This is a genomic window from Pantoea sp. X-Soil-ISGK-355, from assembly GCF_059730805.1.
Genome location: NZ_AP035971.1, coordinates 284506 through 305801, shown reverse-complemented (window position 1 = coordinate 305801; position 21296 = coordinate 284506). Strand labels below are relative to the sequence as shown.

General features: G+C 55.9%; 11 protein-coding genes, 1 tRNA gene, 2 rRNA genes and 1 riboswitch. Of the genes, 6 read left to right on the top strand and 8 right to left on the bottom strand.

Features of this window, described 5'->3' with window-relative positions; genetic code table 11:
- Positions 1 to 39: 39 nt before the first annotated feature.
- A riboswitch (Lysine riboswitch) is annotated at positions 40 to 232 on the bottom strand.
- A 391-nt stretch (positions 233 to 623) separates the two neighbouring features.
- The 5 genes from pgi to AC6I8J_RS01275 all read left to right on the top strand — a co-directional run bounded on the left by pgi (position 624) and on the right by AC6I8J_RS01275 (position 6768).
- Positions 624 to 2270: a glucose-6-phosphate isomerase gene (gene pgi / locus AC6I8J_RS01295; RefSeq protein ID WP_161733493.1), complete on the top strand. Its 1647-nt coding sequence runs from the start codon at positions 624 to 626 to the stop codon at positions 2268 to 2270.
- A gap of 566 nt (positions 2271 to 2836) precedes the next feature.
- Complete coding sequence (gene yjbE / locus AC6I8J_RS01290; RefSeq protein WP_161733491.1) at positions 2837 to 3094, top strand: exopolysaccharide production protein YjbE; 258 nt, start codon at positions 2837 to 2839, stop codon at positions 3092 to 3094.
- Positions 3095 to 3290: 196 nt separating this feature from the next.
- Positions 3291 to 3938 (top strand): YjbF family lipoprotein, encoded by a 648-nt coding sequence (locus tag AC6I8J_RS01285; RefSeq protein WP_161733489.1) that lies wholly within the window; start codon positions 3291 to 3293, stop codon positions 3936 to 3938.
- Positions 3935 to 4678 carry a capsule biosynthesis GfcC family protein gene (locus AC6I8J_RS01280; protein ID WP_161733487.1) on the top strand — a complete coding sequence of 248 codons (744 nt, stop codon included), beginning with the start codon at positions 3935 to 3937 and terminating at the stop codon, positions 4676 to 4678. The genes AC6I8J_RS01285 and AC6I8J_RS01280 overlap by 4 nt, the downstream gene beginning before the upstream one ends.
- Complete coding sequence (locus tag AC6I8J_RS01275) at positions 4678 to 6768, top strand: YjbH domain-containing protein (protein ID WP_222924728.1); 2091 nt, start codon at positions 4678 to 4680, stop codon at positions 6766 to 6768. The genes AC6I8J_RS01280 and AC6I8J_RS01275 overlap by 1 nt, the downstream gene beginning before the upstream one ends.
- Before the next feature lie 320 nt (positions 6769 to 7088).
- Here the strand turns inward: AC6I8J_RS01275 and metH are convergent, their stop codons facing one another.
- Positions 7089 to 10772, bottom strand: a complete 3684-nt coding sequence (gene metH, locus AC6I8J_RS01270; protein WP_497825009.1) for a methionine synthase — start codon at positions 10770 to 10772, stop codon at positions 7089 to 7091.
- Positions 10773 to 10966: 194 nt separating this feature from the next.
- Between metH and iclR the strand changes: the two genes are divergently transcribed.
- Positions 10967 to 11794, top strand: a complete 828-nt coding sequence (gene iclR, locus AC6I8J_RS01265; RefSeq protein ID WP_222924730.1) for a glyoxylate bypass operon transcriptional repressor IclR — start codon at positions 10967 to 10969, stop codon at positions 11792 to 11794.
- On the opposite strand, the gene aceK is transcribed toward iclR, so the two are convergent.
- The 7 genes from aceK to AC6I8J_RS01230 all read right to left on the bottom strand — a co-directional run bounded on the left by aceK (position 11769) and on the right by AC6I8J_RS01230 (position 21289).
- Positions 11769 to 13517 carry a bifunctional isocitrate dehydrogenase kinase/phosphatase gene (aceK, locus tag AC6I8J_RS01260; protein ID WP_222924731.1) on the bottom strand — a complete coding sequence of 583 codons (1749 nt, stop codon included), beginning with the start codon at positions 13515 to 13517 and terminating at the stop codon, positions 11769 to 11771. The genes iclR and aceK overlap by 26 nt on opposite strands.
- A gap of 62 nt (positions 13518 to 13579) precedes the next feature.
- Positions 13580 to 14881: an isocitrate lyase gene (gene aceA / locus AC6I8J_RS01255; protein WP_480344064.1), complete on the bottom strand. Its 1302-nt coding sequence runs from the start codon at positions 14879 to 14881 to the stop codon at positions 13580 to 13582.
- 17 nt (positions 14882 to 14898) lie between these two features.
- The gene (gene aceB, locus AC6I8J_RS01250; protein ID WP_253420713.1) at positions 14899 to 16497 is read right to left on the bottom strand and encodes a malate synthase A; all 1599 of its coding nucleotides are present in this window, start codon (positions 16495 to 16497) and stop codon (positions 14899 to 14901) included.
- 263 nt (positions 16498 to 16760) lie between these two features.
- Positions 16761 to 17690 (bottom strand): homoserine O-acetyltransferase MetA, encoded by a 930-nt coding sequence (gene metA / locus AC6I8J_RS01245; RefSeq protein WP_010252696.1) that lies wholly within the window; start codon positions 17688 to 17690, stop codon positions 16761 to 16763.
- Between the two features lie 179 nt (positions 17691 to 17869).
- A 5S ribosomal RNA gene (rrf, locus tag AC6I8J_RS01240) occupies positions 17870 to 17985 on the bottom strand.
- Positions 17986 to 18076: 91 nt separating this feature from the next.
- Positions 18077 to 20984: ribosomal RNA gene (locus tag AC6I8J_RS01235) — 23S ribosomal RNA — on the bottom strand.
- A 230-nt stretch (positions 20985 to 21214) separates the two neighbouring features.
- A tRNA-Glu gene (locus tag AC6I8J_RS01230) sits at positions 21215 to 21289 on the bottom strand.
- Between the last annotated feature and the right edge of the window lie 7 nt (positions 21290 to 21296).

Sequence of the window (21296 nt, the reverse complement as noted above, 5' to 3'; positions counted from 1 at the left end):
GAAAGAGCAGAAACGGGCGGACAAGATCGGATAGACGAGTCACCCAGAAGCGCCCCACCTTGCAAAACGTCGACTGCAGACGTTTCTGGTGACAACCCAGAGGATTCAGCCCCTGTAGCCGACAGGCAGCACACCGCGTGCTGACCCACCTCGGCGTCGCTCCCCATGATGTGTTTTCACCGGATACGGTTCCTCCAACACACTGCCTGGGCGACGCGCCTCTTCTGGCTTGCACACAGGTGCGCAAGTAGGCGCATAGATCTAGCCTTTTCTGGACCTGCTGTCAATGTCAGCGATGGCCGCAGAGCCGCATCAGAAAACAAATTGCCCTGCGCCGCAGCGGCTACAGTGCTTAATGGGTTCAGCCCCTGCAACAATCCCTGACACGGCACAACGTTTTGCGCAGACTTTCGCGTCACACTTTAGCGCGTGATACTGCTGCCATTCTCAGGCTGTTCGCGCCAGTGAATGCTGACGACAGACCGCAGCGTTTACCTCGTCTGCGCGGCGTGCGCTGACAAAATTTTTCCTTTCAGTTACAAGTGTGGTCATACTGAAACGCTAAACGGGCATGATGTGCCTCCGATGGAATGACGGTTCTTAATATCAACAAGAGTGTTGCCATGAAAAATATCAATCCGACACAAACCGCAGCCTGGAAAGCGCTGCAACAGCATTTTGAGCAGATGAAATCGGTAGAAATTGCCGATCTGTTCGCCCAGGATGCCGATCGTTTTGCCAAATTCTCTGCCACCTTTGATGATCAGATGCTGGTGGATTTCTCCAAAAACCGCATCACCCAGGAAACCCTCGATAAGTTACAGGCGCTGGCTAAAGAGACCGATCTCAGCGGTGCCATTAAGTCTATGTTCTCGGGTGAGAAGATTAACCGTACCGAAGATCGTGCGGTGCTGCACGTCGCACTGCGTAACCGGAGTAACACGCCGATTCTGGTGGATGGCAAAGATGTGATGCCAGAGGTCAACGCTGTGCTGGACAAGATGAAAGGCTTCTCAGAGCGCATCATCAGCGGCGAATGGAAAGGCTATACCGGTAAAGCGATCACCGACGTAGTGAACATCGGTATCGGCGGCTCCGATCTTGGCCCGTTTATGGTGACGGAAGCACTGCGCCCGTACAAAAACCATCTGAACATGCATTTTGTCTCTAACGTAGACGGCACCCACATCGCCGAAACGCTGAAAGATCTCAGCCCGGAAACCACCCTGTTCCTGGTCGCATCGAAGACCTTCACCACCCAGGAAACCATGACCAACGCCCACAGTGCGCGCGACTGGTTCCTGAAAACCGCAGGCGATCAACAGCACGTAGCGAAACACTTTGCTGCCCTGTCGACTAACGCCAAAGCGGTGGGTGAATTCGGTATCGACACCAATAACATGTTTGAATTCTGGGACTGGGTTGGCGGCCGCTATTCACTGTGGTCAGCGATCGGCCTGTCGATCATTCTCTCGATTGGTTTCGATAACTTCGGGCAACTGCTGAGCGGCGCACATGCCATGGACCAGCACTTCGCCTCTACCCCGGCGGAGCAGAACCTGCCGGTGCTGCTGGCGCTGATTGGCATCTGGTATAACAATTTCTTTGGTGCCGAAACCGAAGCGATTCTGCCTTACGACCAGTACATGCACCGCTTTGCCGCCTATTTCCAGCAGGGAAATATGGAGTCAAACGGCAAGTATGTGGATCGCGACGGTCATCCGGTGGACTACCAGACTGGCCCTATTATCTGGGGCGAACCTGGCACCAACGGTCAGCACGCGTTTTATCAGCTGATCCATCAGGGGACCAAACTGGTTCCGTGTGACTTCATTGCCCCGGCGATTACTCATAACGCGCTGGCGGACCACCATCCGAAGCTGCTCTCTAACTTCTTTGCCCAGACCGAAGCGCTGGCGTTTGGTAAGTCACGCGACGTCGTGGAGAAAGAGTTTACCGATGCCGGCAAATCGGCAGAATCTGTAGCCCACATTGTGCCGTTCAAGGTGTTTGAAGGTAATCGCCCGACTAACTCCATTCTGCTGCGTGAAATTACGCCGTACAGCCTGGGTGCGCTGATTGCGTTGTACGAGCACAAAATCTTCACGCAGGGTGCCATCCTGAATATCTTCACCTTCGATCAGTGGGGTGTGGAGTTAGGTAAGCAGCTGGCGAACCGTATTCTGCCGGAACTGGAAAATGAGGACGAAATTACCTCTCATGACAGTTCCACTAATGCCTTAATTAACCGCTATAAATCCTGGCGTTAATCGGCGTTAATTTCATCGGGCGGCAACGTTGCCGCCCTTTTTTTGTCTCTTTTTCCATCCAGGTGGCCTGATTATCGATTTTGTCATTCACGCCAGTGCGGGAAAAGTCTTAAAATACCCTAAGATAATTCTGAACATCTGGCGATAAAACAGTGTGATATCCAGTATAAAATGGACCTAAAAACTAACGGACAACAGGGTTAGCTATTGATTTATAGCCATATTTAATTTAAGCCCTTCTGAGTAAATTCTGATTATTCTTATTCCGTACCAGATATAACTAAAAAAGAACATTCCGCTTTGCATTCGCCTTACCTGTAGCGAAATATAGGGTATCAACCAGAAAACCTCCGATTTAAAAAGTAGTTATCCCCAATTCAGCTGATTAAATCACGCAATTGCCCCGCTATTTACCCTGGTTTTTATGGCACTGAACTCTGATATTTTGTTGCCCTATAATGAACGCGCCCGCAATGGGACTGTCCGTCGCTTTGGCTGCAGCCTGTCTGTATTGCCCTTGTCGCCGGTCAGAGATCCTTCATTCACTCAATGCAGGAAACGTTGTTATGAAAAAAACTATGGTTGCCGGTGCAGCCCTGATCCTCGTTGCCGCTTCTTCCAGCGCATTTGCTGCGCCGCAGGAAGCAGGTGAAGCAGGTACTGCAGCTGGCGCGCAGGCGGGAGCAATCTCTGCTGGCACGTCCACGGCTGTCGGTGTCGGCGCACTTGGCGCGCTGGTCGGGCTCGGCATTGCTGCTTCTGGCGGTGGTGACGGTGCAAATACCGGTACAACAACCACGACCACGACGAGCACCACTCGTTGATGGATGCCCGTCTCCCGTCTGATTGCTGATTTACAGCAAACGGGCTGCGGCTGAAACACTGACTTCGGTAAGTGATGACGCTAAGCCACGTAACCTGTATCTCTGCAGCCAGCCGTGACGGGCAGAGCACCTTTAAACATAACCACACGCCTGTGTGGTTATTTTTTACTTTGGCATGACTTATCAGGGACACACAGTGCGCCGACTTCCTCTGCTGCTCGCTTGCCTGCTGCTGCAGGCCTGTACACAAACGCAAAAAGGTCTTGAACAGACTTTGCTGCTCGCGGTTAACGGTCCGGATGACGTGACCGTCACCGATCAACAGGTCAACAATCTTCCCTATGCCAGTCTCTATGCTCGTCTGAATGAGGGTCCGCGCATTTTTGTGGTGCTGGGCTACAACGAGAAGGGGCAGCAGAAATGGGTTACGCAGGATCAGGCGATGCTGGTGACACAGCACGGCCGCCTGGTTAAAACCCTGGGCTTACCGGATAACCTGCTGAGCGTCAGCAATCTGCAACAGGATCCGCTTGCTGACAGCCTGCATATCAGCAATGGCGCAGGCTGGACCCGCATTGTGCAGTGGACCGAGCAGGGCAAGGTTCGCGGCGCGACCGTGCGCTCCACCTTCCAGCGTGGCACCGACGAAGTGCTGACCGTGGCGGGCAACCGCATTCCGTGCCGTGTCTGGCATGAGCAGGTAAGCATCGACAGCAGTAACCGCGAGTGGGAGAACACCTTCTGGATCGACAACAGCAGCGGTGATGTGGTGCAGGCCCATCAGATGCTGGCGGCCGATGCCTTCCCTGTCGATATCACTATTCTGAAGCCGGCGAAATCATGAAAAAAATCACTATTTTGCTGGCCGGGCTGAGCCTGTTCAGCGCCGCAGAAGCGCAGGCGACTGCGCAGGTTATCGTTCATGCTCCGCACAACGGCGGTCAGGCTGAGCTGAGCCAGATCGCGGATCTGTCACAGCTGGTGACACTGCCTCCGCTGCAGACCAACACGGACTGGCGCCGTACCGTTATTGCCGAGCGCGGTGCCAGCGCCGTCGCACAGCAGCAATATCAACAGACGCTGGGCGCGTTACGTGCCTGGCGTGCTGACAGCAGTGGCGATAGGGCGGCGGCCATTGCTGAGGTCATCCGCCAGCTGAGCGCCATCAACGTGACAGGTCGCCAGTTCACCCCGCTTGACCCGGACTGGATCCGTCTCCATCCGGCGGACAACCGTCGGCTGGAAGGTAGCTATGACCTCTGGCTGCAGGCGCCATCCGATTCAGTGCTGCTGCTCGGCGCATTAAGCGGTGCAGGCAAAGTGAGCTGGCAGCCGGGTAAATCAGTACGCGACTATCTGGAGGGTCACCCGTCACTCTCCGGCGCAGAACGCAATTTTGTCACGGTGATTGCGCCTTCCGGCGCCACACAGCAGGTGCCGGTTGCATACTGGAATCATCGCCACGCGGAAGTGGAGCCAGGCAGCGTTATCTGGCTCGGCTTTTCCTCATGGAGCCTGCCAGGCAGCTATGAAGATCTGAACGATCGCATCCTTTCCGTACTGACTCACCGGATACCAGACTGATGAAAAAACGTTATCTCTTCAGCCTGTTGGCTGTTTCCGTGGCGGCAGCCTGTCAGGCGCAGGCCGACACCTTCCCCGCGCCGGTGGGCCCGTCACAATCTGATTTCGGTGGTGTGGGCCTGATGCAGGTGCCGACAGCGCGCATGTCCAGAGAAGGCGAGTTCAGCCTCAATGCGCGCGACAACGATCAGTACCGCTACTACTCTGCGTCACTGCAGCTCTTTCCCTGGCTTGAGACGACCGTGCGTTATACCGACGTGCGCACCCGGCAGTACAGTGCGGTGTCAGAATTCAGCGGCACGCAGAGCTATAAGGATAAAGCCTTCGACCTGAAACTGCGTCTGTGGCAGGAAGGCTTCTGGCTGCCGGAAGTGGCGGTGGGAACGCGCGATCTCGGTGGTACCGGCCTGTTCGACAGTGAATATGTGGTGGGAACCAAAGCCTGGGGACCATTCGACTTCACCCTGGGCCTCGGCTGGGGCTATCTCGGCAATAGCGGCACCGTGAAGAACCCGTTCTGCTCCTACAGCGACAGCTATTGCCAGCGTCCACAGGTAGGCGAAGCGGGTTCCATCAATGGCTCGCAGATGTTCCACGGTCCGACAGCATTTTTCGGCGGCGTGGAGTATCAGACGCCCTGGCAGCCGCTGCGACTCAAGATGGAGTATGAGGGCAACGACTACCAGAATGACTTTGCTGGCCGCCTTGATCAGCGCAGCAAGCTCAACGTCGGCGCGATTTATCGTGTGACCGACTGGGCTGACATCAACGCCAGCTACGAACGCGGCAATACGTTTATGTTTGGTGTCACCATCCGTACCAACTTCAATGATTTGCGTCAGGCGCACATCGACAGCGAGAAGCCGGCCTATAATCCACAGCCGCAGCCGCCGTTGCTGGAGCCGACGGTAGTCGGCACTCAGCTGACCGATCTGAAATACAACGCGGGTCTTGATGGTCCGCGGATTCAGACTCAGGGCCACACGTTGTATGTGTCAGGCGAGCAGACGAAGTACCGTGATACCCGTGAAGGGGTGGATCGCGCTAATCGCATTATCATGAACCACCTGCCGGACGGCATCGACACCATTAATGTGACCGAGTCGCGCTTTAACATGCCGCAGGTGACCACTGAAACGAAAGTTGCCAGTCTGCGTAACGAGCTGGAAGGCTACCCGCTGGGCCACGAGCAGCCGCTGCAACAGACCCGCAAAGAACCGATCGATCCGGGTAACACTGAGCAGGGTATGTTTATCCGTAAAGATCGGCTGAACTACAGCCTGTCGCCGGTGCTGAATCAGTCGGTGGGTGGCCCGGAAAGCTTCTACATGTATCAGGTTGGCGTCATGGCCAATGCGGATTACTGGCTGACGGATCACCTGCTGGTGGGCGGCAGTCTGTTTGGTAACCTCGCCAACAACTACGACAAGTTCAACTACAACGGCGCACCGGCGGACTCTTCGCTGCCGCGCGTGCGTACTCATATCCGCGATTACGTTGAGAACAACGTTTATGTCAATGATCTGCAGGCGAACTATATGGGCCACCTCGGTAACGGCTTCTATGGTCAGGTCTACGGCGGCTATCTGGAGACGATGTACGGCGGCGTGGGCGGCGAGCTGCTTTATCGTCCGGTCGATGCGAACTGGGCGGTAGGTGTCGATGCCAACTACGTCCGTCAGCGTGACTGGGACAATATGATGCAGTTTAACCGCTATAAAGCGACCACCGGCAACCTGACCGGTTACTGGCGTCCGTGGTTCATGCAGGATGTGCTGGTGAAAACCAGCGTAGGACAGTATCTGGCAAAAGATAAAGGCGTGACGGTCGATGTGTCGAAGCGCTTCGACAGCGGCGTGATGGTCGGTGTTTATGCCACCAAAACCAACGTGTCGTCGGAAGAGTATGGCGAGGGTGACTTCACCAAAGGCTTCTATATCTCCGTGCCGATGGATCTGTTCACCGTGACGCCAACACGCGGTCGCGCGCAGGTCAACTGGGTGCCGCTGACGCGTGATGGCGGTCAGATGCTGGGTCGTAAGTACCAGCTGTATGATCTGACGTCCGATCGCGACGCGCGCTTTAACTAAGCAGAGGCGGCTTTCGGGCCGCTCAACGCTGTTTACAGAAGCAGGCTCAGGGAGCAAACGCCCTGCGTAAAGACGCAAAAACGCCATCCGTGGCATGCTCAGCGCGGGCCATCCCTGGCCCGCGATGCTTTAGTCCGGGCGTATGCTCCCATCGCTTTGACTCCGGCGCGTTTCAGGCGACCATCTGAACGCTTCAGACCGCTGAAAAAAAGCCGAAACAGGGTGAATCTGACCGTGTTTCCTGCGCTGGCTCGATATCACAGCTGACAGGGCCCGAGTTGATTCCCCTCCCTTCAAGCGGCCCCCGGCCGCTTTTTTATTTAATCCGCATCGTAGCCGAGATTCGGCGCCAGCCAGCGCTCCACTTCCGTGACCGACATCCCTTTGCGTGCTGCGTAATCTTCCACCTGATCACGCTGAATCTGCGCCACGGCGAAATAGCGGCTGTCAGGATGGCTGAAGTACCAGCCGGACACCGCCGCGCCCGGCCACATGGCAAAGGATTCGGTCAGTTTGATGCCGGTCTGCTCTTCCACTGCCAGCAGACGCCAGATGGCAGCTTTTTCAGTGTGATCCGGGCAGGCCGGATAGCCTGGCGCCGGACGTATTCCCTGATAATTTTCGCGAATCAGCGCTTCATTGCTGAGATTTTCGTTGGGCGCAAAGCCCCAAATCACCTTACGCACCCGCTCGTGCAGATATTCAGCAAAGGCTTCCGCCAGACGGTCAGCCAGCGCTTTCACCATAATCTTGTTGTAGTCATCGTGCTGACGATCATAGGCCTCCGCCAGCGCATCCTCCTCCAGTCCGCCTGTCACTGCGAACGCGCCGAGATAATCCGCTTTTCCGGCGGTTTTTGGGGCCACAAAATCCGCCAGACAATAGTTAGCGAAGTCGGTTTTCTCGGTCTGCTGACGTAAGTGATGACTCACACACAAAATTTCATCGCGTCGCTCGTCACGGTAAATATGGATATCATCACCAACCCGGTTAGCCGGGAAAATACCGACCACGCCACGCGGCTTCAGCAGCGACGCCTCACTTAATCTGTCGAGCATCGCACTGGCATCGGCAAACAGACGCTGCGCCTCCTCACCCACCACCTCATCCTCCAGAATACGGGGATATTTACCCGCCAGCGACCAGGTCATAAAGAACGGCGTCCAGTCGATGTAGTGGCGCAGCGTGGCAATGCTGGCCTCCACCTGACTGACACCAGGTCGATGCGGCACCGGCGGTGTGTAACTCTCCCAGTCAATTGAAGTGGCGTTATCGCGCGCCATCTGTAGCGAGACCGGTGGCGTGCGCGGCTTTTTACGTGCATGCTGGATGCGCACGGTTTCGTACTCTTTGCGCGTTCGGGCGACAAAATCGTCTTTTAATGTGGCGGAGAGCAGCGACGACACCACGCCAACGGTGCGAGAGGCGTTCTGCACGTAGACCGTCGGGCCGCTGTAGTGCTGCTCAATTTTGACGGCAGTATGCGCCTTCGAGGTGGTCGCGCCGCCAATCAGCAGCGGTAAGGTAAAGCCCTGACGCTCCATCTCTTTCGCCATATTGACCATCTCATCCAGCGACGGCGTAATCAGCCCTGACAGGCCGATGATGTCTGCCTTCACTTCACGCGCTGTTTTGAGGATTTTCTCGCCCGGCACCATCACGCCAAGGTCGATAATTTCGTAGTTATTACACTGCAACACCACGCCGACAATATTCTTGCCGATGTCATGCACGTCGCCTTTGACGGTGGCCAGCACGATTTTACCGTTGCTGCGCCCTGCTTCTTTGCTGGCTTCGATAAACGGCTCCAGATACGCCACCGCCTGCTTCATCACGCGCGCCGATTTCACCACCTGCGGCAGGAACATTTTGCCTTCGCCGAACAGGTCGCCGACCACGTTCATGCCGGACATCAGCGGCCCCTCAATCACCTCTATCGGACGGGGCACCTGCTGGCGCGCCTCTTCGGTATCCTGCTCGATAAACTCCGTGATGCCCTTGACCAGCGAATATTCGAGCCGCTTCACCACGTCCCAGCTGCGCCACTCGGCGAGCTGCTTGTCCTGCGCACCCTCGCTTTTGCCGCCACGATATTTCTCCGCCAGCGCCAGCAGCCGCTCGGTGCCATCATCCCGTCGGTTAAGGATCACATCCTCTACCGCCTCGCGCAGTTCTGCCGGCAGATCGTCATAGATGGCCAGCTGGCCTGCGTTGACGATGCCCATATCCATGCCATTTCGGATGGCGTAGTAGAGGAACACCGCGTGTATCGCTTCACGCATCGGGTCGTTGCCACGGAAGGAAAACGAGACGTTGGAGACGCCGCCGGAAATCATCGCATGGGGCAGTTCACGCTTGATGTCTTCACAGGCACCGATGAAATCCATCGCGTAGTTGTTGTGCTCGTCGATGCCGGTGGCAACCGCAAAGATGTTGGGATCAAAAATGATATCTTCCGGCGGAAAGCCGACCTGTTCGGTCAGGATCCGGTAAGCGCGGCGACAGATTTCGATTTTACGGGCGCGGGTATCTGCCTGGCCCACTTCGTCAAATGCCATGACCACCATCGCCGCGCCGTAACGCCGGACCTGGCGCGCATGATGGATAAAGGCCGCTTCCCCCTCTTTCATCGAAATCGAATTCACAATTCCTTTGCCCTGAATGCACTGCAGCCCTTTCTCAATCACCGCCCATTTCGAGGAGTCGATCATAATCGGCACGCGGGCAATATCGGGTTCACCCGCAATCAGATTCAGGAAGCGCACTATCGCCGCCTCGGCGTCGAGCATCCCTTCATCCATGTTGATATCGATGATCTGTGCGCCGCTCTGCACCTGCTGCAACGCTACCTCCAGCGCTTCGTTGTACTTCTCTTCTTTAATCAGCCGCTTAAATTTTGCTGAGCCGGTGACGTTGGTGCGCTCACCGACGTTAACAAACAGCGACTCAGCGGTGATGTTCAGCGGCTCCAGACCGGAAAGGCGACAGGCCACCGGAATCACCGGCAACCTGCGCGGCGCGACGCCTTCAACCGCCGCGACCATAGCTTCAATATGTTGCGGCGTAGTGCCACAGCAGCCGCCAATAATGTTCAGGAAGCCCGAGGTGGCCCATTCCTTAATCTGCTCCGCCATCAGTGCCGCATCGAGATCGTATTCGCCAAAGGCATTGGGCAGACCCGCATTGGGATGGGCAGTGACGTAGCCCTCGGCGATGCGCGACAGCTCCGCCACATACTGACGCAGCTCATCCGGTCCCAGCGCGCAGTTCAGGCCAAAAGAGAGCGGTTCGGCATGACGCAGGGAGTTGTAAAACGCTTCAGTGGTCTGACCGGAGAGCGTCCGGCCGGAGGCGTCAGTGATGGTGCCGGAGATCATCAGCGGCAGCTTCACACCCAGCGCGTCCATCTCGGTCTTCACCGCATAGACAGCCGCTTTGGCATTCAGCGTATCGAACACCGTTTCGATCATGATGAGGTCAGCACCGCCCTCCACCAGCGCACGAGTCGATTCGCGGTACGCCTCCACCAGCTGATTAAAGGTGACGTTGCGATAAGCAGGATCATTAACGTCGGGTGAGATCGAGCAGGTGCGGTTAGTCGGGCCGAGCACACCCGCAACGTAACGCGGACGATCCGGCGTTTTCGCCGTCCACGCATCGGCGCAGACGCGCGCCAGCCGGGCCGCTTCGAAATTGATCTCCGCCGACAAGCTTTCCATCTGGTAATCCGCCATCGCAATCGACGTGGCGTTGAAGGTGTTGGTTTCGAGGATATCCGCACCGGCAGCCAGATAAGCGTCGTGGATCTCGCGGATCACCGACGGTTTACTCAGTACCAGAAGATCGTTGTTGCCTTTGAGATCGCAGGGCCAGTCAGCAAAACGGCTGCCGCGATAATCCTCTTCCTCCAGCCGGTAGCTCTGGATCATGGTGCCCATGCCGCCATCCAACACCATAATGCGTTGTGCGAGCTGCTGATGTAGCGCGTCGATTTTAGTGCTCACTGTTGCCCCATTCACGTCAGTCTGCTGGCGGAAAACCCTGTTTTTCATTCTGGCACAAGCCTCTCTGGCGACAAAGTAACCTCTTCTGCGACAGGTGCAGGTCACGGCTTCACAGGTCTGACCAGAAAACCAGCATTTGCAAACGGCGTGATTAAAACGAAAATGATTTCCACAATGCAAAAGGAGAGACAACGATGGCAACGCCCGTTCCCGTTAAACGCGGTAAGAAACCCCGCGGCACCCCTGTCGCCGCACCTGCGGGCGGTCAGGTTCAATCGCTGACGCGCGGCCTGACATTGCTGGAGCTGATTGCTGACTCACATGGCAGCGTGGCGCTGACCGAGCTGGCACAGCAGGCGGGCCTGCCCAACTCCACCACGCATCGCCTGCTCAGCACCATGCAACAGCAGGGTTTTGTCCGTCAGGTGGGCGATCTCGGACTGTGGACAATCGGCGCGCATGCCTTTGTGGTCGGCAGCAGTTTCCTGCAAAGCCGGAATCTGCTGGCGCTGGTCCACCCGGTGCTGCGGAGCCTGATGGAGCAGTCCGGTGAAACGGTAAATCTGGCGGTGCTGGATCTCAGTGACCACCAGGCGGTGATCATTGATCAGGTACAGTGCACCCAGCTGATGCGGATGTCCGCGCCGATAGGCGGCAAGCTGCCGATGCATGCGTCAGGCGCAGGCAAAGCGTTTCTGGCGCATCTGGGTGATGAACAGGTTACCACCCTGCTGCATCAGAAAGGATTGCATTACTACACGCCGAAGACCCTGATGTCGCCGCAGAGCCTGAAAGAGAATCTGGCGCAGGTACGCAAAGCGGGCTTTTCGCTGGATGATGAAGAGCATGCACTTGGACTGCGCTGTGTCGCCGCGCCCCTCTACGATGAACATGGCGAGGCGTTTGCCGCGCTCTCGATTTCCGGCCCTATCGCTCGCATGACAGACGATCGGATTACGGAATTAGGTGCGCTGGTCATCCGCGAAGCGCGTCAGGTTACGCTGGCGTACAGCGGCCGTTAATAGCCTCTGACGCGTAGCAGACGCTGAAACGCTGCGTCTGCCGCCAGGCGATGACCTCTTCAACATGGCCATGAGCGAGGCGCTGCTGCTGCGCGCGCCACCAGCGGGCGTCGAATATCTCCGGATGCAGTTGTAGCAGTAAGGCGCCAGTCGCGGCTTCACTGCATAACGCATAGCGGAAGGTTTCCGGGAAGACATCATCCGGTCCGACGCTGTACCACGGCTCAGCGCTAAGTTCATCTTCCTCATAGCGCGCCGCGGGCACCTCGCGGAAATTCAGCGCCTGCATCGGGCGGATCTCATCGTAATCGTAGAAAATCACCCGGCCATGACGGGTTATGCCGAAGTTTTTAAACAGCATGTCGCCAGGAAATATGTTGGCGGCTGCCAGCTGTTTAATCGCGTGGCCATACTCTTCAATGGCGTGTCGTCGCTCAGCGTCGCTGGCCTGCGCCAGGTAGAGGTTAAGCGGCTGCATACGACGCTCCAGCCACAGGTGACGAATGATCAGGCGATCACCTTCGATATGCAGCTTTTCTGCCACGCAGGCGTGGAGTTCCGTCAGCAGCGCCGGTGAGATACGCGACAGTGGCAGCACAAACTGCTCGAACGCCTGCGTATCCGCCATCCGACCCACGCGATCGTGCTCTTTGACCTGCTGATAACAGGCGCGGACCTGCGCTTCCGTCACCTCTTTTTGCGGCGCGAATTGATCCTTTATCACCTTGAACACCCAGTCAAAGCCCGGCAGCGTGAAGACCAGCATCACCATGCCCCGCACGCCAGGCGCGATCTCAAAGGCCGTCTCACTCTCTGCCAGCGCCTGAAGATATTCGCGATAGCTTTCGGTTTTACCGTGCTTCTGGCAGCCAATCGCCATATAGCGTTCCGCCAGCGTTTTGCCGGGCAGAATCGGTTGCAGCCAGGCCACCAGCGCCGCAGGCACCGGGGCATACACCATGAAATAGGCACGGGCAAAACCAAAGACAATGCTGGCGTCATTCACATCGGTCAGGCAGGTGTCGATCCACAGCTCGCCACTTTCAGTGCGCTGTATCGGCAGCAGACAGGGAAAAATGCCCTCCGGCAGATGCAGGCGCGCCACCAGCCAGGCGGTTTTGTTGCGATAGAAGAGTTCACTGTTGACCTCCAGCCAGCCCTGATCCAGCCGGGGGAAATACGACTGCAGGTGGCGGACAATCCAGCCGACATCGCGCGCGCGGTGCTGCCACGGCAGCGTCAGCGGTAAATCTCCCAGCACCTGATCCACTAATGCCCGCCAGCCCCGCTCCGGCTGATAATGGCGCGACAACGGCCTCAAAGGTGTGATTGGTGCGGTCTGGGACTGAGAGCTGAAGATAAATAGCCGATCCGGTTGCAGGTCAGTATGTCCATGCAACCGGCAGTAAACCGAGTTAAAGAAGCTTTCAGCGATCTCATGCCGTGGATAGCCAGGCAGCAGGCTTTGATAGTGATCCTTGACCCGCAGCCAGAAAATCTCATCCCAGCTGGCCGCGCCATTCAGCACCCGCAGCTGATCGGCCACCAGGCTGACGTGATGATCATAGAGATGAATGCGGGCCTTCATGGCATGCTGCACTGCCTGCCAATCCGCCTGCTCGAACCGCTGCTGCGCCCCGGCCGTAATATCCAGAAAGCGGCCATACTGCGCATCAAAACCCTGCAGGATAGTGTGGGCGATCAGAGATTCGCGTGGCGGCATAGTCAGCTCCGGTCAATGACCGCCCACGTGGTGCGGGCGGGGAATCCGTCATAGAAGAAGCGTCAGAACTGATGCTCTTCGGTCGAACCGGTAAGCGCGGTGACTGAAGACTTACCGCCCTGAATGATGTTGGTCACCTGATCGAAATAACCGGTGCCCACTTCCTGCTGATGTGACGAGAAGCTGTAACCGCGATCGCGGGCAGCGAACTCAGGCTGCTGCACTTTTTCCACGTAGTGACGCATGCCTTCGCCCTGGGCGTAGGCATGCGCCAGATCGAACATGTTGAACCACATGCTGTGGATGCCCGCCAGCGTGATGAACTGGAAACGATAGCCCATGTCGCTGAGCGCCTGCTGGAACTTCGCGATGGTGCGATCGTCGAGGTTCTTCTTCCAGTTGAACGACGGTGAGCAGTTGTAAGCCAGCAGTTTGCCCGGGAAGCGCGCATGAATGGCGTCGGCAAAGCGCTGTGCCATCGCCAGATCCGGCGTCGAGGTTTCGCACCACAGGATGTCAGCATAAGGTGCATAGGCCAGCCCGCGGCTGATCGCCTGTTCAATGCCAGCGTGGGTGCGGAAAAAGCCTTCTGCCGTCCGGTCACCAGGGATAAAGGGACGATCGTATTCATCGCAGTCTGAGGTAATCAGGTCAGCGGCGTCGGCGTCAGTGCGGGCCAGCAGCACGGTGGGTACGCCCATTACATCCGCAGCCAGCCGTGCCGCCACCAGTTTCTGAATCGCTTCCTGAGTCGGTACCAGCACTTTACCGCCCATGTGACCGCATTTTTTTACCGCCGCCAGCTGATCTTCGAAGTGGACCGCAGCCGCGCCCGCCTGAATCATCGCCTTCATCAGCTCATACGCATTGAGTACGCCGCCAAAACCGGCTTCCGCATCGGCAACAATCGGCAGGAAGAAATCGGTGTACCGGCTGTCATCCTTTTCGATGCCACTGGACCACTGAATCTGATCGGCACGCTGAAAGGTCTGATTAATGCGGGTCACCACTTCCGGCACCGAGTTCACCGGGTAGAGAGACTGATCGGGATACATCTGCCCTGCCACGTTGGCATCCGCAGCCACCTGCCAGCCAGAAAGGTAAATTGCTTCAATGCCCGCTTTGGCCTGCTGCAGTGCCTGCCCGCCGCTGAGCGCACCCAGACTGTTGATGTACCCTTTCTTCGCCTCCCCGTTCAGCAGCGTCCATAATTTTTCCGCACCGCGCTCTGCCAGCGTACAGGCGGGAAGAACAGAACCGCGCAGATTGACAACCTCTGCTGCGCTGTAAGGGCGGGTAATGCCCTGCCAGCGTGCGGTCTGCCAGAGTTGTTCCAGTTGATCTATCTGTTGAGTACGTGTCATGGCAATAGCTCCTCTGTTCAGGGGATCAGGCGGTAGCCTGGCAGGGTAAGAAAGGAAACCAGCTCGCGTTCGGTAGTGATCTGCGCCATCAACTGTGCCGCGTCGTCATAGCGACCGGCACTAAAACGGGCTTCGCCCAGCGCGTTTTGCAGCAGATGCAGCTCTTCATTCAGCCAGCGCAGAAACAGTTCGGCCGTGACCTGCTGGCCACTGCTCAGCATTTGCTGGTGGCGAATCCATTGCCAGATTGAGGTGCGTGCGATCTCAGCAGTCGCGGCATCCTCCATCAGTCCGTCAATTGGCACACAGCCGTTGCCGCTAATCCACGCTTCAAGATATTGCAGTGCGACGCGGATATTGGCGCGCATTCCGGCTTCAGTGCGCTCGCCCTGGCAGGGCGCCAGTAACTGCTCCGCCGTGATGGGGGCATCTTCTTCGCGCAGAATATGCAGCTGATTCGGCCGGTCACCCAGCGCAGCATTGAAGACCGCCATGGCGGTATCTGCCAGGCCCGGATGCGCAATCCAGGTGCCGTCATGCCCGTTGTCCGCCTCCCGCTCTTTATCTTCCGTTACGCGCTGCAGCACCCAGGCATTGCGCGTCGGATCTTTAGCGGGGATCAGCGCAGACATCCCGCCCATCGCAAAAGCGCCCCGGCGATGACAGGTTTTAATCAGCAGGCGCGAGTAAGCATCCAGAAACGGCTGAGACATGGTGACAGACTGGCGATCCGGCAGTACGCGATCCGCATGTTGTTTCAGGGTTTTGATGTAGCTGAAGATGTAGTCCCAGCGGCCACAATTGAGGCCCACAATGTGATCGCGCAGATTCCACAGGATCTCATCCATCTGAAACACGGCGGGTAAGGTTTCGATCAGCACTGTCGCTTTGATCGTGCCGCGCGGCAGATCGAACTGATCCTCGCTGAAGCTGAAGATCTCACGCCACCATGCGATCTCCTGCCAGCTCTCAGTCTTAGGCAGATAGAAGTAAGGTCCGCTGCCCTTAGCCAGTAAAGGACGGACGTTGTGGAAGAAATAGAGCGCGAAATCAAACAGCCCACCCGGAATCGCCTCGCCCTGCCAGCTGACATGTTTTTCTGACAGATGCAGGCCGCGAACCCGACACATCAGCACCGCTGGATTAGCGCCGAGCTGATAAATTTTGCCAGTGTCGCTGGTGTAACTCAGCGTACCCAGCACTGCTTCGCGCAGAGTAAGCTGCCCGTCAATCAGCTTTGACCACTCCGGTGACAGCGAATCCTCAAAGTCGGCCATAAAAACCTTTACGTTTGAATTCAGGGCATTAATCACCATTTTTCGCTCGGGTGGACCGGTGATCTCAACCCGACGATCTTTTAAATCTGCCGGAATGGGTTGAATACGCCACGCGCTGGCTCTTATGGAAGCGGTTTCCATATCGAAGTCTGGAAGATAGCCCTCGTCATATCGACGCTGACGTTGCTGGCGAGCCGACAACAGCACGTCGCGTTGTGGTGCAAAGCGTGCAATCAGCCCCTCTAAGAAAGAGACGGCCTCGGGCGTTAACAGCTGCTGTTCGGCATGATTAAAGGGCTGGCTGAAAGAGAGGGTATGGCTGATCACTGAGTCTGTCATGCTGGCTTTCTCCTGTATTCAAAGGATCGAATGCAGCGGATCCACACGGTGTTCGTTTTGTGAGCGACAGGATCAGAGCATAATCATTTATTTTTATAAATCAAAAGCTATTTCCATTTTTAAATAAAAATCAACTTATCCTTATGTTTTATCAAAAATAAAATTTTCATCCATTAAAGGAATCGCTTTCATTTAACGTTATGAAGGCGAAAAAAAACCGTGTTGCCATCGGCTAACACGGTTCCGTTGATCTTCAGACGGGACTATTCCAGCGTTGGGTTCATGTGACGCAGATCGAACGGCGTGATCTGGTAAACGTAGTAGTTGAGCCAGTTCGAGAACAGGAGATTGCCGTGACTGCGCCAGGTGGCGCGGGGTGGCAATACCGGATTATCCTGCGGGAAATAGTTATAAGGGACTTCCGGATTCACCCCCGCTTCATAATCGCGATGATACTCACCAGACAATGTCAGGGCATCATATTCCGGGTGACCGGTAACAAACACCAGACGTTTGTCTTTACTCGCCATCAGATAGGCACCGGTTTGTTCCGATTCAGCAAACAGCTCAAGATCGGTGTAATCCGTAATCAAATGAGTGGGAAAATCAGCATAGCGTGAGTGCGGTGCGAGGAAATTATCATCAAAACCACGGGTCAGTAACGCATGGGGATGCAGTATCTGATGCTCATAGACGCCAGACAGTTTGTTATGCCGGGTTTGCTTGGGGATGCCATACAGAATGTTAAGCGCGGCCTGAACCGCCCAACAGACAAACAGGGTTGAGGTGACATGCTCATTTGCCCAGTGCAGAACGCGCTGAATCTGTGGCCAGTAAGCGACATCATTAAAATCAACCAGCCCGAGTGGTGCACCTGTCACGATTAAGCCATCGTAGTTATCATGCTGGATATCTTCAAAATTGCAGTAGAAGTTGTTGAGGTGCTCAGTGGGCGTATTGCGTGACTCGCGGCTGTCGATGCGCAGCAGCTGAATATCGATCTGTAAGGGCGAGTTGGAAAGCAGACGCAGAAACTGATTCTCCGTTTCGATCTTTTTCGGCATCAGATTCAGTATGAGCACTTTAAGCGGGCGGATCTCCTGAACACTGGCGCGCGACGATGTCATCACAAAGACATTTTCGTCACGCAAAAAATTCACTGCCGGTAATTCGTCGGGAACCCTGATTGGCATAACCTGCTCACCTCTCGCAACCATATAAACGTTTAGACATCTGGATGCCCAACATTATAGTGATCAGCAGAGATTGTCGAGGTTTGATGCAGAAAATGAAAATGTTTCAGCTTAACGTGGCAAACAACAGACGTAAAAAAGCCCCGCACTCGCGTGCGGGGCTTCTTCACTTATATAATGCCTGGCAGTTCCCTACTCTCGCATGGGGAGACCCCACACTACCATCGGCGCTACGGCGTTTCACTTCTGAGTTCGGCATGGGGTCAGGTGGGACCACCGCGCTAAAGCCGCCAGGCAAATTCTGTCTCCGCGCCGCCCGTAAGGCCACGCAGAATATCCGGAACAGGGCTGAAAATCGTGTCTCTCAAAAACGCCTCTGGCGTTGTAAGGTTAAGCCTCACGGGTCATTAGTACCGGTTAGCTCAACGCATCGCTGCGCTTACACACCCGGCCTATCAACGTCGTAGTCTTCAACGTCCCTTCAGGACTCTCAAGGAGTCAGGGAGAACTCATCTCGGGGCAAGTTTCGTGCTTAGATGCTTTCAGCACTTATCTTTTCCGCACTTAGCTACCGGGCAGTGCCATTGGCATGACAACCCGAACACCAGTGGTGCGTTCACTCCGGTCCTCTCGTACTAGGAGCAACCCCCCTCAATTCTCCAGCGCCCACGGCAGATAGGGACCGAACTGTCTCACGACGTTCTAAACCCAGCTCGCGTACCACTTTAAACGGCGAACAGCCGTACCCTTGGGACCTACTTCAGCCCCAGGATGTGATGAGCCGACATCGAGGTGCCAAACACCGCCGTCGATATGAACTCTTGGGCGGTATCAGCCTGTTATCCCCGGAGTACCTTTTATCCGTTGAGCGATGGCCCTTCCATTCAGAACCACCGGATCACTATGACCTGCTTTCGCACCTGCTCGAGCCGTCACTCTCGCAGTCAAGCCAGCTTATGCCATTGCACTAACCTCACGATGTCCGACCGTGATTAGCTGACCTTCGTGCTCCTCCGTTACTCTTTAGGAGGAGACCGCCCCAGTCAAACTACCCACCAGACACTGTCCGCAGCCCGGATAACGGGCCCACGTTAGAACATCAAACATTAAAGGGTGGTATTTCAAGGTTGGCTCCACGCAGACTGGCGTCCGCGCTTCAAAGCCTCCCACCTATCCTACACATCAAGGCTCAATGTTCAGTGTCAAGCTGTAGTAAAGGTTCACGGGGTCTTTCCGTCTTGCCGCGGGTACACTGCATCTTCACAGCGAGTTCAATTTCACTGAGTCTCGGGTGGAGACAGCCTGGCCATCATTACGCCATTCGTGCAGGTCGGAACTTACCCGACAAGGAATTTCGCTACCTTAGGACCGTTATAGTTACGGCCGCCGTTTACCGGGGCTTCGATCAAGAGCTTCTCCTTGCGGATAACCCCATCAATTAACCTTCCGGCACCGGGCAGGCGTCACACCGTATACGTCCACTTTCGTGTTTGCACAGTGCTGTGTTTTTAATAAACAGTTGCAGCCAGCTGGTATCTTCGACTGGCTTCGGCTCGGGGAGCAAGTCCCTCCACCTACGCGCCAGCGTGCCTTCTCCCGAAGTTACGGCACCATTTTGCCTAGTTCCTTCACCCGAGTTCTCTCAAGCGCCTTGGTATTCTCTACCTGACCACCTGTGTCGGTTTGGGGTACGATTCTGTGTTACCTGATGCTTAGAGGCTTTTCCTGGAAGCTGGGCATTTATCACTTCAGCACCGTAGTGCCTCGTCGTCACGCCTCAGCGTTGATAAGGGACCGGATTTACCTGGACCCTCCGCCTACACGCTTAAACCGGGACAACCGTCGCCCGGCTGATATAGCCTTCTCCGTCCCCCCTTCGCAGTAACACCGAGTACAGGAATATTAACCTGTTTCCCATCGACTACGCCTTTCGGCCTCGCCTTAGGGGTCGACTCACCCTGCTCCGATTAACGTTGAACAGGAACCCTTGGTCTTCCGGCGAGCGGGCTTTTCACCCGCTTTATCGTTACTTATGTCAGCATTCGCACTTCTGATACCTCCAGCATGCCTCACAGCACACCTTCGACGGCTTACAGAACGCTCCCCTACCCAACAACACATAGTGTCGCTGCCGCAGCTTCGGTGCATGGTTTAGCCCCGTTACATCTTCCGCGCAGGCCGACTCGACCAGTGAGCTATTACGCTTTCTTTAAATGATGGCTGCTTCTAAGCCAACATCCTGGCTGTCTGTGCCTTCCCACATCGTTTCCCACTTAACCATGACTTTGGGACCTTAGCTGGCGGTCTGGGTTGTTTCCCTCTTCACGACGGACGTTAGCACCCGCCGTGTGTCTCCCGTGATAACATTCTCCGGTATTCGCAGTTTGCATCGGGTTGGTAAGCCGGGATGGCCCCCTAGCCGAAACAGTGCTCTACCCCCGGAGATGAGTTCACGAGGCGCTACCTAAATAGCTTTCGGGGAGAACCAGCTATCTCCCGGTTTGATTGGCCTTTCACCCCCAGCCACAGGTCATCCGCTAATTTTTCAACATTAGTCGGTTCGGTCCTCCAGTTAGTGTTACCCAACCTTCAACCTGCCCATGGCTAGATCACCGGGTTTCGGGTCTATACCCTGCAACTTAACGCCCAGTTAAGACTCGGTTTCCCTGCGGCTCCCCTATACGGTTAACCTTGCTACAGAATATAAGTCGCTGACCCATTATACAAAAGGTACGCAGTCACCCCCGTAAAGAGGGCTCCCACTGCTTGTACGTACACGGTTTCAGGTTCTGTTTCACTCCCCTCGCCGGGGTTCTTTTCGCCTTTCCCTCACGGTACTGGTTCACTATCGGTCAGTCAGGAGTATTTAGCCTTGGAGGATGGTCCCCCCATATTCAGACAGGATACCACGTGTCCCGCCTTACTCATCGAGCTCACAGCGCGTGTGCTTTTGTGTACGGGAGTATCACCCTGTACCCTGCGACTTTCCAGACGCTTCCACTAACACACATGCTGATTCAGGCTCTGGGCTGCTCCCCGTTCGCTCGCCGCTACTGGGGGAATCTCGGTTGATTTCTTTTCCTCGGGGTACTTAGATGTTTCAGTTCCCCCGGTTCGCCTTGCAGCACTATGTATTCATGCTGCAATGATGCACAGAGTGCACCGGGTTTCCCCATTCGGACATCGACGGCTGTAGCGGTTCATATCACCTTACCGTCGCTTTACGCAGATTAGCACGTCCTTCATCGCCTCTGACTGCCTGGGCATCCACCGTGTACGCTTAGTCGCTTAACCTCACAACCCACAGGCGTTTTGCAACGCTGCAGACTGCAAGCATTTGAGAGACTCGAACGTGCCGCGTTTTTCATTCTTGTTACGGAGAATGAAAGCGACACGTCGTTTCAATTTTCAGCTTGTTCCGGATTGTTAAAGAGCAAATATCTCAAACGCGACCCGGCTGCTTACGCAGCCAGAACGGCTTTGAGATACTGTATGGAGACATCTTTCACCTGTCACCAAGCAGGTGGCGTCCCCTAGGGGATTCGAACCCCTGTTGCCGCCGTGAAAGGGCGGAGTCCTAACCGCTAGACGAAGGGGACACGATAG

Coding starts and splice junctions, on each gene's coding strand:
- pgi (WP_161733493.1), top strand. CDS start 624: ATGAAAAATATCAATCCGACACAAACCGCAGCCTGGAAAGCGCTGCAA.
- yjbE (WP_161733491.1), top strand. CDS start 2,837: ATGAAAAAAACTATGGTTGCCGGTGCAGCCCTGATCCTCGTTGCCGCT.
- AC6I8J_RS01280 (WP_161733487.1), top strand. CDS start 3,935: ATGAAAAAAATCACTATTTTGCTGGCCGGGCTGAGCCTGTTCAGCGCC.
- AC6I8J_RS01275 (WP_222924728.1), top strand. CDS start 4,678: ATGAAAAAACGTTATCTCTTCAGCCTGTTGGCTGTTTCCGTGGCGGCA.
- iclR (WP_222924730.1), top strand. CDS start 10,967: ATGGCAACGCCCGTTCCCGTTAAACGCGGTAAGAAACCCCGCGGCACC.
- aceK (WP_222924731.1), bottom strand. CDS start 13,517: ATGCCGCCACGCGAATCTCTGATCGCCCACACTATCCTGCAGGGTTTT.
- aceA (WP_480344064.1), bottom strand. CDS start 14,881: ATGACACGTACTCAACAGATAGATCAACTGGAACAACTCTGGCAGACC.
- aceB (WP_253420713.1), bottom strand. CDS start 16,497: ATGACAGACTCAGTGATCAGCCATACCCTCTCTTTCAGCCAGCCCTTT.
- metA (WP_010252696.1), bottom strand. CDS start 17,690: ATGCCAATCAGGGTTCCCGACGAATTACCGGCAGTGAATTTTTTGCGT.